The 12,962-nt window shown below is 65.7% G+C and carries 9 protein-coding genes and 1 tRNA gene; 4 read left to right on the top strand and 6 right to left on the bottom strand.

The window, feature by feature from the left end:
• The 4 genes from AAGI46_03375 to AAGI46_03360 all read left to right on the top strand — a co-directional run.
• Positions 1-1,723, top strand: a 1,723-nt coding sequence (locus AAGI46_03375) for an FAD-dependent oxidoreductase (protein ID MEM1011245.1), incomplete at its 5' end; no start/stop codon positions are given.
• Between the two features lie 31 nt (positions 1,724-1,754).
• On the top strand, positions 1,755-3,089 hold the full coding sequence (locus AAGI46_03370; protein MEM1011244.1) for a sulfatase-like hydrolase/transferase: 1,335 nt from the start codon (positions 1,755-1,757) through the stop codon (positions 3,087-3,089).
• A gap of 409 nt (positions 3,090-3,498) precedes the next feature.
• Positions 3,499-4,215, top strand: a complete 717-nt coding sequence (locus AAGI46_03365; protein ID MEM1011243.1) for a PEP-CTERM sorting domain-containing protein — start codon at positions 3,499-3,501, stop codon at positions 4,213-4,215.
• Between the two features lie 47 nt (positions 4,216-4,262).
• Complete coding sequence (locus tag AAGI46_03360) at positions 4,263-5,936, top strand: DNRLRE domain-containing protein (protein ID MEM1011242.1); 1,674 nt, start codon at positions 4,263-4,265, stop codon at positions 5,934-5,936.
• 177 nt (positions 5,937-6,113) lie between these two features.
• Here the strand turns inward: AAGI46_03360 and AAGI46_03355 are convergent, their stop codons facing one another.
• From AAGI46_03355 to AAGI46_03330, 6 genes are all read right to left on the bottom strand, one after another.
• Complete coding sequence (locus tag AAGI46_03355; protein ID MEM1011241.1) at positions 6,114-7,256, bottom strand: GNAT family N-acetyltransferase; 1,143 nt, start codon at positions 7,254-7,256, stop codon at positions 6,114-6,116.
• A gap of 185 nt (positions 7,257-7,441) precedes the next feature.
• Positions 7,442-8,218, bottom strand: coding sequence for a hypothetical protein (locus tag AAGI46_03350; GenBank protein ID MEM1011240.1), 777 nt, complete (start codon positions 8,216-8,218; stop codon positions 7,442-7,444).
• A 256-nt stretch (positions 8,219-8,474) separates the two neighbouring features.
• Positions 8,475-10,970 carry a tetratricopeptide repeat protein gene (locus tag AAGI46_03345; GenBank protein ID MEM1011239.1) on the bottom strand — a complete coding sequence of 832 codons (2,496 nt, stop codon included), beginning with the start codon at positions 10,968-10,970 and terminating at the stop codon, positions 8,475-8,477.
• Between the two features lie 15 nt (positions 10,971-10,985).
• Positions 10,986-11,312, bottom strand: a complete 327-nt coding sequence (locus AAGI46_03340) for a hypothetical protein (GenBank protein ID MEM1011238.1) — start codon at positions 11,310-11,312, stop codon at positions 10,986-10,988.
• Positions 11,313-11,607: 295 nt separating this feature from the next.
• A tRNA-Cys gene (locus tag AAGI46_03335) sits at positions 11,608-11,681 on the bottom strand.
• Positions 11,682-11,729: 48 nt separating this feature from the next.
• Positions 11,730-12,950 carry a Gfo/Idh/MocA family oxidoreductase gene (locus AAGI46_03330; GenBank protein MEM1011237.1) on the bottom strand — a complete coding sequence of 407 codons (1,221 nt, stop codon included), beginning with the start codon at positions 12,948-12,950 and terminating at the stop codon, positions 11,730-11,732.
• Positions 12,951-12,962: the final 12 nt, after the last annotated feature.

Below are 12,962 nucleotides of genomic sequence, written 5' to 3'. Positions count from 1 at the left end.
CTACACGAAAGACCTCGACCACCCGGTCGAGTACACGCCGCCGAGCTTTGCCCTCAAAGACGTCACCGACATTCCAAGGTACCGCCAATTCAATGCGGAAAAGCAAGGATGCCAGCTCTGGTGGATCGAGTATGGCGGACGGCTTGACACCGTGCATGACACCGAAGAGATCAAGTGGGAGTTGTGGCGCGTCATCTACGGCGTCTGGAACCACATCAAAAACAGCGGCCAGTTTCCCGAGGCCGCCAATAAGACGCTCGAGTGGGTCGGTACCGTGCCTGGAAAGCGGGAAAGTCGCCGTTTCGAGGGCGATGTGATGCTCACGCAGCCCGACGTCATCGAGCAGCGGCGGTTCGAAGACGCCGTGGCCTTCGGCGGCTGGGCGATCGACCTCCATCCGGCGGACGGCGTCTTCAGTGAGAAGCCTGGCTGCAACCAGTACCACAGCATCGGGACGTATCAGATTCCGTATCGCTCGCTTTACAGCCGCAACATCAAAAACCTGTTCCTCGGCGGACGCACGATGAGCGCGAGCCACGTCGCCTTTGGCTCGACGCGGGTGATGGCGACCACGAGCCACATGGGCCAGGCCATCGGACACGCCGCGGCCGTCTGTGCGCGACACGGCGTCCTGCCGCGCGAGGTGAGCTCCGGAACACACCTGGCCGAGCTTCAACGCGACCTGCTCCGGTCCACCCAGCACATCCCGGCCGTCCCGCTCGACGACGGAGATGACCTGGTCGGCAATGCGACGCTCTCGACGTCTAGCTCATTCAAGCTGGGCGGGCTTCCGGCCTCCGACGACTGGCTCAAGGTCGAAGACCCGCAGGCGATGCTGCTTCCGCTCAAGGCCGGCGCGATGCCATCGGTGGCGATCGAGGCGCGGGCGGCAAAGTCGACGGAGATGCGGGCAGAGCTTCGCGTCTGCAGTCGGCCGGGCAGCTTCACGCCCGACACGACGCTCGAGCAGATCACGGTGCCCGTCGCCGCGGGTGACGGCGGCGCGGTGACGCTGAGCTTCGAGTCGCAGTTGCCGCGCGACGCGCACGTCTTCGTCTGCGTCTTCCCAGCCGACGGATTGGAGCTGCGACTTTCGGATCGCCGCGTGACGGGCGTCATGCGGGTGCAGTGCCGACCGAACAAGGCCGTGTCGGCCGGGGCTCAGACCGACATGGAGCACCTCGGCGTTGACGCGTTCGACTTCTGGTGTCCCGAGCGGCGCCCCGGCGGGCAGAACCTCGCGATGCGGCTCGATCCGCCGGTTGCCGGCTTCAGCAAAGACGAACTGACGACCGGCGTCTTTCGCCCGTGCGATCGCAGCAACGCCTGGGTCGCCGACCCGTCAGACGCACGGCCGACACTGCTCGTCGAATGGTCGGAGCATCAGACGATCCGCCGCGTCGACCTCCACTTCGACACCGACTTCGACAACCCGCTCGAGTCCGTCCTGCTCGGCCACCACGACAGCATCTCGCCGTTCGTCGTTCGCCAGTTCCGCCTCGTCGGCATCGATGCCGACGGCAACGAGCACACGCTCGGCGAGGCTGACGACAACAGCGCCTCACACGTCATCCTGCTGCCAGACGTGGCCGTTGACCTTCGACAGCTACGGCTGGAACTGACGCATCCGTCAACCGACGTCCCCGCCGCCCTCTTCGGCATCCGCTGCTACGCCGACCCGAACGCCGGGCCGATCCGTCGTCATCCTGGCAGATCAGATTGAACGATTTGCGGGGATTCACTACGACATTCGCATGAGTGATCAGCCGCGGCCGAATGTCATCTGGTTCTTCGGCGATCAACATCGCGCCCAGACCGTCGGCCACGCCGGCGACCCGAACGTCGCCACACCCAACATCGATCGCCTCGCCGCCCAGGGCGTCGTGGCTGACGGGGTTTCGGGCTGTCCGCTCTGCTGTCCGTATCGCGGCTCGCTCCTGACGAGTCGCTATCCGCACGAGGCCGTCCCTGGTCACGAGCGACAGATGCCGCCGGAACTGCCGACCGTCGCCACCGCGTTCAACGACGCCGGCTACCACACGGCGTGGTTCGGCAAGTGGCACCTCGACGGCTGGCGCGAGCGCGACGGCCGATCCGCTCTGCACACCGTCCCACGCAATCGCCGAGGCGGCTTTGCCCAGTGGCTCGGATACGACAACAACAACAGCCCGTGGGACTGCCTCGTCCATGGCCACGACGCGTCACGCAACGAGATCGAGCGCTACCGCCTGCCGACCTTCGAGACCGACGCCCTGACCGATCTCGCGATCGACATGATCCGCGCGCGACGCAAGGGGGATCGGCCCTACTTCTGCGTCGTCAGCGTCCAGCCGCCGCACGATCCGTACATCGCGCCCGAGCGGTGGCAACAGCGGCACCGCCCGGCCGATGTGACGCTCCGGCCCAACGTTCCCGACATCCCCGCCGCCCACGAACAGGCCCGACGCGAGTTGGCCGGCTATCACGCGATGGTCGAAAACCTCGACTGGAACCTCGGCCGGCTCCGCGACGCCTTGGCCGACGCCGGTCAGCTTGATCAGACGCACCTGGTCTTCTTCTCCGATCACGGCGACATGCACGGCAGCCACGGCATGTTCCGCAAGACCAATCCGTACGAGGAATCCATCCGCGTCCCGATGATCTTCGGCGGCGGCGTGCCGAGGTACGGCTACAAGGTCTTCCGATCCGACGCCCTCATCAATCACGTCGACCTCGCTCCGACGTCCCTCGGCCTGTGCGGCATCGACCCGCCCAACTGGATGCGCGGCATCGACTACAGCCACCTCCGCTGCCACGATCGCCCGGCGAAAGACCTCCCCGACTCCGCCTACCTCAGTCTGGTCGAGCCCACACTCCACGGCCACAGCACCGACCGCCCCTGGCGCGGCCTGGTCACGCGCGACGGATGGAAGTACGTCTGCTTCGAACACCAACCCTGGCTGCTGTTCAACCTCAACGACGACCCGTACGAACAGGTCAACCTCGCCCACAACAGCGTCCACCACGCCCGCCGCAAAGCCCTGCACGACCGCCTGCTCCAATGGGCAACCGACCTGGGCGACGACGGCTTCGCCTTTCCGACGCTGTGACCACCGTTCACCGTCGTGGTCGCCCGCGGCAACGCGAAGCCAAGACACGAGTTTCCGTACGCGGCCTGCCGCTCCCATCTGACGCGAATCGCCCAAGAGCAGCCGCTGCCGGTTGACACGGCCCAACCTGTTGACACGCAAGCGCCGCGAGAAAGCCACCGGCCGAGTGTTGTGAACGCGCGTCTGCTTCCTGTTGCTTGCAGTCGGCAACGCCGACCCATTCGCCTCACAAAGGCTTCATTGAGTGCAAGTTCGAATCACACGTCACACACATTAAAACCTCGCTGACGTTTCATCGCAGAATGACACAACCTCATTTGTAGGCGGTTTGATTGCGTCCCGCCGCCGAGGGACCGGCGACACGGGTCACATGGTCCGATACGGCGAAAGACGCTTCGCAGACCACTACATGCACCGCTCCATTTCCGCATCCATCGTCGCAGCTTCCTGCACCATCACAGGCTCCGCCTTCGGCACCGTGATCGCCAGCCAGGATTTCGGCCCCGCCAACTTCCCGACGCAACCCGTCGACTTCAACAACGGCGACACCAGCAGCGCGACCAACGCGCCCGACGTCGTGCACATCTCAACCGGTCCTACCGACCTCGGCTTCAGCCACAACGGTACGGCCTCCACCACCTCGTCTACCGATTTCATCGGGGTCAACGACGATCAGTTCGTCGTCTCCCACTACTCATCGCTCAGCGGCGACTCGCTGCTCGACTTCGGGAACTCGCGAACGGGCGCCTTGACGTTCGACACCGTCGACTTGACGAACTTCAACGACGTCTCGTTCTCGATGGACTTCGGCGACATCGTCGGAGCAACCAACACCGGCGACGACGACGCCGTCATCCGCCTCTTCGACGGCAACGGCGTGCTTCTCACAACGCTCCTCGACACCCGAGGCAACTCCAACGGTGCCGTCACGTTCGGCCCGCTGACCTACGCCTTCGATCCGTCGGTCACAAACGCTTACCTCCAGGTCGACATCCTGACCGACGACAACAACGACGGCTACCGACTCGACAACGTGCTCTTCGCAGGCACCTTGATCCCAGAGCCGACTTCGGCTGCCGCGATCGGTCTCCTCGGCCTGGCCGCGCTCCGTCGTCGCCGTGCCTGATTGTGTTGTTTTCACTTGCCAGAACCCGACTCCACGAATCACCTGACATGAACAACACCCACAAGCTCGCTCTCGCTGCCCTGCTCGCGGCCCCGACGGCCGCCCTCGCGCAGCTCGACAACTCTTTCACACTCGTCGCTCTTCCCGACACGCAGAACTACGTCACCAGCTCCACGCGAACGCTCGGCTTCAACGCCCAGACGCAGTGGATCGCCGACGAAGTCAACGGCACCAACGACCGCAACATCAAGTTCGTCACCCACCTGGGCGACATGGTCTCCAGCGGCGACAGCTTCACACAGCTCAACCGCGCCAACACGGCCATGAGCACGCTCGATGGCGTCGTGCCGTACAGAACCCTCCCTGGCAACCACGACTACGCCTCCACGGGCAACAAGAGCACCGGCACCGACGCCTACCGCAACTTCTTCGGCCCCGACCGCTACGCCGGCCAAAGCTGGTTCGGCGGTGCCGACGCCAGCGGCAACAACATGTACCAGCGCTTCAGCGCCGGCGGGTACGACTTCATTCACCTCGCCCTCGAGTGGCGGCCGGATGTCAACATCCCGTTCCGCACCGAGTCCCCGCTCGACTGGGCCCAGTCAATCATCGACGCCAACCCCGACACGCCCGTCATCCTCAGCACCCACGAGCACCTCGACGACAACCCCGCCGGCCGGAGCGGCAGCGGCGAAAACGTCTGGAACCAACTCATCAGCCGAAACGACCAGATCTTCATGGTCCTCAACGGCCACTACCACTCCCGCCCCGCCAACGAACCCTTCAACGACGGCGAGTTCCACCAGGTCAGCGACAACCTCGCCGGCCGACAGGTCATCGAAGTCCTCCAAGACTACCAGGATTACCCCAACGGCGGCGACGGCTGGCTCCGACTCATCGACTTCCAGCCCGACAACAACCGCATCGAGTTCGAAACGTACTCGCCCGTGCTCGACGAGTTCCAAACCGAAACCGTCGCCGACGTCGGCGGGTTCGCCAGCCGATTCGGCTTCGACTTCGACTTCGCCACGCGGCTCGACCCCGTCGCCATCGTCCCCCCGCCACCCCCGCCCGGACCCGACTTCGCACTCACCGAGGGTGTCGACGGCTACTTCGGCACACAGGACAAAGAAATCCGCTTCTCCGGCGGCGATGAGAACAACGGCCAGTTCGACGAAATCAGCGTCGACGGAGACGACGGCTCGCCCGGTGCCCAGCCGAACCACGGGCTGATCCGCTTCGACAACATCGTCGCGGAACTCACATCGGCCGACATCGCAGCAGGCGACATCGACAACGTCGTCCTCAAGCTTAAGGTCAACAACCCGGGCAGCGGCTTCAACGTTCACGAGATGCTCGTCAGCTGGGACGAATCGACCACGTGGGTCGACCTCGCAGGCGGCGTACAGCCCGACGACGTCGAAGCCGTCGCCGAAGCCATCGCAACGTTCGGTGCTGACAACTTCAACGAGAACGTGCCCACCGGCACGCTCGAAATCGACGTGACCGAGTCGATCCTGGCCTACCTCGACGGCTCCCTCGACAACCTCGGCTGGGCCCTGATCCCCTTCCCCGACGGCGGCAACGGCATCGACTTCTACACCAGCGAGTTCGCCGATCCGAGCCTGCGTCCGACGCTCGAAGTCACGCTCATCCCCGAACCCACCAGCCTCGCCCTGCTCGGCCTCAGCAGCCTCACGCTGCTCCGCCGCCGACGCTGATCACGGCTGACATCTTCCACCCCACTTCGCCGCCGACACAAAACCCTGTCGGCGGCTTCTTTTCGTCATCGCAATCGCACGTCGCGCACCGAACCCACCGGGACAACAACACCCCCGACTCCGTCATCTTCGCGTCTCTCTTCGCGGCTTCGCGTCTTCGCGATCTCTCTCCCCGCCTCACGCCGCCAGCAGCCTCGGCCGCTCTCGCTCGGGCAACGACGCGAAAGGACTCGTGGGCAGGTGCCGGCGCGCCGCATAGCGCGATTCGCCCGACAGCAACCGCTCGCTGTTGACGTGCTCCAGCCAATCGTCACGCAAATCCCGCGCGAAGGCCACCAGCCGCGGATCGTGCACCTTCTTCGCTTTCTTCTCCTTTTTTAGCGGCCGCGGCAACTCGCGCACCAGCTCCACATCCGACGGCACCATCCACGGCCCGCCCTGGGACGCGCCCTGCGCCTGCATGCACTGCTCGGGGGTCATCAGTCGCTTGCCGTCCCGCCACAACAACCCCTCCTCGCACTCCGACACCCCGTCCGCATACTTCCGCGACTTGCCCTCGAACGGCTCGACTTCCTCCGGCTGTTCGGGCAAGGCAACCGTCGGCAACACCGCCGGCCGCGTCTGGCTCCAGTGCTGATCCGTCGGCACCGGCAACACCACCCGATCCGCCCGCAACGCCCCGCTCCCCGTCAACGACGGATACCACCACGGCGTCTCGTCCCCAGCCGTCGTCCGAGCCTGCCAGAACAGATGCACGCGGTTCGACGGAAAGCTTGAAGGACGAAGCTTGAAGCCAGAAGGGCCGGAATCTGAGTCTTCAGGCTTCACGCTTCCATCTTCAAGCTTTCTGCCCTTTTCACTCCCGGCCCGGTACGCCAACGGCACAAACCCCATCGACTCCCAGAACTTGTTCGCCAGCAGATCCTGCGCACACCACGCACTGCACAGCCGCACGCCGCGTGGCCACGACGCCCACAACCCCTTCAACAGCGACGCCGCCACGCCACGCCGGCGGAACCGCTCGTGCACGCCCATCTGGTAGATGATCCCGACCTCCTGCCGCTTCTGATACGAATCGCTCGCGATGACGTATCCCGCAAACCGCTTCGACTTCGCCTCCCGCGCGACGAGAATCTCCTCTCGCTCCAGCTTCTCCGCCATCACCTGCCGGTTGAAGTACCCCAGTTCCTCCGAATGCCGCTTCTGCAACGACTCGATCGACGGCAGATCAAACTCATCCGCCTTGCGAACGACAATGCCCTCCGCAAACCACTCCATGTCGCCAAGATCCACCGCCGGTTTGTAAATCGAAAGGTCCATCGTCGTACCACCTCATCTACAAAAAGAACGTCATCGGACTTCAACGCAAAGGCGCAAAGGTGACAAAGGGCCGCAAAGAAGAGAAGAATGTTCAGAGTTGAACACCATCATCTTCTCCGGCCTTTGCGTTCCTTTGCCTCTTTGCTCCTTTGCGTTTAAAGCCAAAGACTTCCGCGATCCAAGACTTAAGCCGCCTCTCGGGCATAAACCGCCTGGCCGCCGGGGAGATTGACCTGGATCGCCTTGCTCATCGGCCCCGTGCCTGCCGCGTTGTGGTACGCGACCGCGATCCACACGCTCGCCCCCGCCGGCACGATGTCCGGGAACAGCACGTCGAACCGCGTCTTGCCGGTCGACATCGCAAACGTCCAGTCCGTCCCCGCCGCCGGTGCGGTGTCGCCGACGTGCGTGAAGACCTGCACCGCCGCGGCCCCCGCGACCTTGCCGCGGCCACCCTCGGGGTTCCGAACCTGCACCGTCACCTGCCGACGCAGAAGGCTGATCACTTCGATCGTCGCCAGCTCCGTCGGAATCGGCCGACGCGTCGGCTTGCGATCGCGAATGGTGATGCCCAGCTCCGGCCGCTTCTCATCCGTCTGCTCCGGCCACGCCTGCGCCACGGCCACGACCGTCCGATACCCGTTGACCAGCCGCTCCTTCTTAGACCGCTTATCGGCATACGCCGCCCGCGAGTTCGTATTCGGATCCTCGACGAGATCAGAAGCTTCCACGAAGTGGTCGAAGCTCGTCTGCAGGTCCGATATCGACTGCGTTGTGAGTCCGAACAACGACTCCCTTTCCGCCACAGTCCGCAGAAAAGCGCGTACGCGATTCTTGAGTGTGTTGTCGTTGGTGCTGTAGGTGATGTCCATGACGTTGATTCCCTGGCTGTTGTAAGAAGTGACCGCAGAGCCTCGCCCCGCTGCCTGTTGAACGCCGCCCATCGCGTCGCTCTGCCACACCTATCTAGTACGCCACGAGCCCACTGAAGCCGAAGCCGACAAAACGACAGTTTGGCGTGGCCCCACCCCCTCCCGGCTGCCGTTCCAACGGCCTGTACTTGCGTTACAACAAGGTGGAACCGCGCTGCAGGAATGAGGCAAGCAGCTTCAGGGCTTTGGGACGGCGTCGCCGTTACTTAGCCCGAAACCCCGACTCCACGGATTGGGGTCAGACTCCCGCAAGCCTCGGGTACAACGAGCTGAAACGTCCTGCTGCCTAGCCCTGCCGCTCCTCCAACGCCGCCAGCTTCGCCTTCCACTCCTCCGGCAGCGTCGCCGTCAGCTCTGCCCGCACCACCTCCGCCGCCTCCTCGCCCCCACCACCCGCCACCTCCCGCGCGATCGCCACCGGATCGCCGCCGACCGCCAGAAAGTTGCCGGCTGCCGTGATCACGTTCTCGCCCCGCGGCCCGTTCGCCCGCAGCAGGATGCGGAAGGCCTCCTTGTACGTCACCCGCGCCCCGTCGAGATCGCCGCGGGCCGTCAGCACGGAGCCGACGTTGTTGACGGCGGCCGCCACACTCGGGTGGTCGTCGCCGAAGGCCGCCCGGTCGATCCGCTCGGCCTCGCGAAAGTTCGCCAACGCACCGTCGAGATCACCGCGGACCTTCAGCACCATGCCGATGTTGTTGACGTCGGTCGCCACCTCCGGGTGGTCGCCGCCGAAGGCCGCCCGGTCGATCCGCTCGGCCTCGCGAAAGTTCGCCAACGCACCGTCGAGATCACCGCGGGCCTTCAGCACCATGCCGATGTTGTTGACGTCGGTCGCCACGTTCGGGTGGTCGTCGCCGAAGGCCGCGCGGTTGATCCGCTCGGCCTCGCGGAAGCTCGTCAACGCACCGTCGAGGTCGCCGCGGGCCTGCAGCACATAGCCGATGTTGTTGACGTCCCTCGCCACGTTCGGGTGGTCGCCGCCGAAGGCCGCACGGTCGATCCGCTCGGCCTCGCGGTAGTTCGACAACGCACCGTCGAGGTCGCCGCGGGCCTCCTGCACTGAGCCGACGTTGTTGACGCGGATCGCCACCTTCGGGTGATCGTCGCCAAAGGCCGCCCGGTCGATCCGCTCGGCCTCGCGGTAGCTCGCCAACGCACCGTCGAGGTCGGCGCGGGCCTGCAGCACGGTGCCGACGTTGTTGAGCCGTATCGCCACGTTCGGGTGGTCGTCGCCGAAGGCCGCCCGGTCGATCCGCTCGGCCTCGCGGTACTTCGCCAACGCCCCGTCGAGGTCGCCGCGGGCCTGCAGCACGTTGCCGACGTTATTGACGCAAGTACCAAGGTCACCCCGCTCACTCGCCGGAGCCGCCTTGAGAATCCTGACGGCCTCCTCGAACAGTTCCCGTGCGTCGGCTAGCCGATGGTGGACCCTGCGGGCAAAGAAGGCGAGCTGATTGCAGAGGTGCGACCACGCGGTGTCGACGTGGCGGCCCAGATTCTGCCTAACCAGTGACTCGGCGTGGGACGAGAGCCGATCGAGGGCATCTCCGCGGGCACCACGCTCGTTCGCCTCACGATTGAACACGCCAAGGAGGTGGTCGCGCGTGGTGTAGGCACTTCGCCCGAGCAGTTGCCGTCCCTCATTCGTGGCGACGAGCTTGGCCTTGACGATCTGCTGGGTCAGGCCGTGGATTTCGAGGGTCGCCGCGTCGCCCGCAGACGGGCGAAGGACGGAAAACGAGGCCAGTTCGGTGAGTTGCTTACGGGCGTCGCGGGCCGTGGCCACGTCGGACACGGCGGCCAGGAGCAGCGTGCGTGGAATGCCCCGCGGGGCAAGCAGGCAGGCGGCGGCGAGCAGGCGCTGGCGGAGGCGGTCGTCGTCGTCCGCGGGCTTGCCGAGCGTGGGCAGGTGGAGCGTGAGCGTCGCGGCCACGCCCCGGCGGTACCCGGCGGCCACACTGGCGGGGTCGACGTCGCCGAGCAACCCCTCGTCCCCGCCGACGGGAGCGTCGCGAAGCGCGGCGAGCAAACCGGCCGCGCAAAGGTCGCCGTTGCGGCGGAGGTAGCCCGCGGCGAGCGCGACCGCGAGCGCGTGGCGGTGGAGGAACTCGACCACGTCGAGCAGGGCAGGACGCTCGGCGTCGTTGTCGAGATCATCGCGGCCCTGGACGAGCAGCTTGACCGCGTCCTCCGGCTTGAGCACGTCGAGGGCGAACGGTTCGAAACCCTCGTTGGCGTAGACGTGGCACCGCGTCGTGACGAGCAGGCGGGCATCGCTGCCCAATGCGTACGCGCTGGCGACGGCGAGGTCTTGGACGTCGTCAAGGATGAGCAGGTGACGGCCGCGTGAGACGGCCGCGGCGACGGCCGCGGCGACCGCGTCGGCCTTCTCCGGCACCGGCTCGCCGAGGGCGGTGAGGAGGTCGCGGCCGTCTTCGTAGGCGGATGCCGCGGACAGGGCGTTGACAAACCAGACGCCTTCGTAGTCGGTGCCGTGGCGCTTGACGTACTCGACGGCGACTTGCGTTTTGCCGAAGCCGCCGTCGGAACTAAGCGCGTGATAGACGGCAACCGACCCACGGCCGAGGCGGCTGTGGAGCTCGGCGAGCTCGTCATCACGGCCGACGAAGCCGTCATTGAACTTGACCTTGGCGGCGGGGAAATTGGTCGTGTCGCCCTCGCGGGCGGGGCGGTGGCCGAACAGGTAGATGTCGCCGTCGCTGTTCTCGACAACGACGACCTTGTTCGCATTGTGAATGTCGCCGGTCAGCGGGGGCATGGTGGCTGAGGCGCGTCAGGCATTGATGCCACCGTGGTTGGTGCCGACGACAAAAACCTTCTTGGCCTTGATGCTGCCGACGAGTTGGGTGGCACCGCTGGATTGGGCGTCCGGGTCCTCCCTCAGGAGGGCCAAAACGTCGGCGGCGAGACGCTCGTCATTCGCGAAGCCTTCAGCGAGCTTGGCGGGCAGGTCCGCCTCCGAGGGATCATCCTTCCAACAAAGAACCTCCTTGATCTTGCCCCAGAGGGACTTGCCCGCCTCCGAAGCGACGCCCTCGACGACTTTCGTCCCAAGAACGGCCGCCGCAGCAGTGAGCGTTGCCAAAGTCACCGGATCCATGTCACCTCCCAGAGTCGGTTGCGCATCTGTGGCGAAGATCGACCCGCTGCCGACACCGCCCTCGCAGAGAGGGTATGGAGCGCCTCTCCCGAATCGCAAGATGCTCAACAAGCAAGGAACGACTGCTGGCCTTGAACGTTGATACGTCCACCGTCGGTTGCAGACCGACAGCGCCGCAATGAGTCGAGGAGGGGTCACCGCTACGAAGTGCCCCGACGTCAGATCACCTGGCAGGCAGGCCTTCCGAGAAGAAATCAGCTCGGTTAAATGCCCAGGGGTGACGCGTGGACGAGCAAGGCCGGAGTGGGATTCGAACCCACGAATAACTGATTTGCAATCAGCTCCCTTAGTCCGCTCGGGCATCCGGCCGCGGGTGGGGGCGGGCATCGTAGCCGGGTTGTGAGGACGAGGGCAGCGTCAGGCGTGGGGGCCGGCGAAATGGGCGTAGCCGGCCAGGTCCTTCGATGACGCGGCCTGCACGGCCAAGCCGGTGTCGCCGAGTTCGCCGAGGGTTTTGTGCTCGCGGGCGGCACGCTCGATGGCGGCGTCGAGGCTGGGGATGACGAACGCGCCGCCGGGCTCGGCCTGGTGGGCGTCGATGGGCGTGATCGGGAGCGACTCGGCGATCGCACAGATGAGCACGCTGTGGGGCCGACTGGAGGCGAGCGTGGCCAAGGCGATGTCGCGATCCTCTTCGCCACGCACCAGCCTGGCGAACCGACGGGCCATGTGCGGGCGGTGCGGTTGCTCGTCGAAGAGCGGCTCAGCGGCTCCGCCGGTCGGCGTGAAGGTGGTCACGCCGTCGAAGGCGACGTCGATCACGCCGCGATCGGTGCGGATGCTGACCGACGGGTGCTGGAACCCGGCCGTCGCGTGGGTGAGCAGCACGACGAGGTCGGCCGAGCCCTGCCCGCGTGTGTGCACGCGAACCGAGAACGTGTCGGCATTTTCAATCGTCGGCCGGCCACGCAGCGTCTCGCCGGAGAGCGAGGCGATGGGTGCCGCGTCGCAATCGCTCGGGCCGAGGAGGAACAGAGCAAGGTTGACGTAGTGGGCCATCGCGTTGGCGATGGGGCTGTCGAGCACCCACGTGTCGTCGCGACGCAGCCGCCCTGCCCAGGTGGAGCGGGCGTAGTACGCGTCGTCTCTTGGCCACAAGCCCCACACGACGGCCGACTCGGGTGTGCCGAACTCACCCGCAAGCAGCCGCCGCTTCAGCGCCAGCGTCGAAGGGCGATAGATGTCTTGGAAGCCGACAGCGACGGGCAACCCCGCAGCGTCTGCCGCGCGGGCGATGGCGTCATGGTCATCGATGCAGCCGGCCACGGGCTTTTCGAGCATCACCGCGTTGCCGGCAGCGAGGGCACGCTCGGTCATCGGGCGATGCAGATCGATCGGCACGGGTAGCCAGAGGGCTTCGATGTCGGCGTCGAGCAGCTCGTCGAAGCTGCTGGTGAGGGACACGCCCTGCGCCCGAAGATCGTCGATCGTCTCAGCGTGCAGCTCCGGATCGGGCGCGAAGACGGCTGCGAGGCGGGTCCGCCCTTCAGCGTGGTTTCCCTCAGAAAGCAGCAGTTTCCGGATCTCGTTCGCGTAGCCGGACAGCCCGACCAGGCCGATGTTGACGCGGTGACTCATGAAGGCTGCACC

Source organism: Planctomycetota bacterium (genome assembly GCA_038746835.1).
Lineage (GTDB): Bacteria > Planctomycetota > Phycisphaerae > Tepidisphaerales > Tepidisphaeraceae > JBCDKH01.
This window is presented reverse-complemented; position numbering and strand designations above follow the sequence as displayed.

What these genes read in the sequence shown, in the direction of transcription:
- AAGI46_03365 (MEM1011243.1), top strand. Translation starts at nt 3,499, where the DNA reads ATGCACCGCTCCATTTCCGCATCCATCGTCGCAGCTTCCTGCACCATC.
- AAGI46_03340 (MEM1011238.1), bottom strand. Translation starts at nt 11,312, where the DNA reads ATGGATCCGGTGACTTTGGCAACGCTCACTGCTGCGGCGGCCGTTCTT.
- AAGI46_03360 (MEM1011242.1), top strand. Translation starts at nt 4,263, where the DNA reads ATGAACAACACCCACAAGCTCGCTCTCGCTGCCCTGCTCGCGGCCCCG.
- AAGI46_03345 (MEM1011239.1), bottom strand. Translation starts at nt 10,970, where the DNA reads ATGCCCCCGCTGACCGGCGACATTCACAATGCGAACAAGGTCGTCGTT.
- AAGI46_03355 (MEM1011241.1), bottom strand. Translation starts at nt 7,256, where the DNA reads ATGGACCTTTCGATTTACAAACCGGCGGTGGATCTTGGCGACATGGAG.
- AAGI46_03330 (MEM1011237.1), bottom strand. Translation starts at nt 12,950, where the DNA reads ATGAGTCACCGCGTCAACATCGGCCTGGTCGGGCTGTCCGGCTACGCG.
- AAGI46_03370 (MEM1011244.1), top strand. Translation starts at nt 1,755, where the DNA reads ATGAGTGATCAGCCGCGGCCGAATGTCATCTGGTTCTTCGGCGATCAA.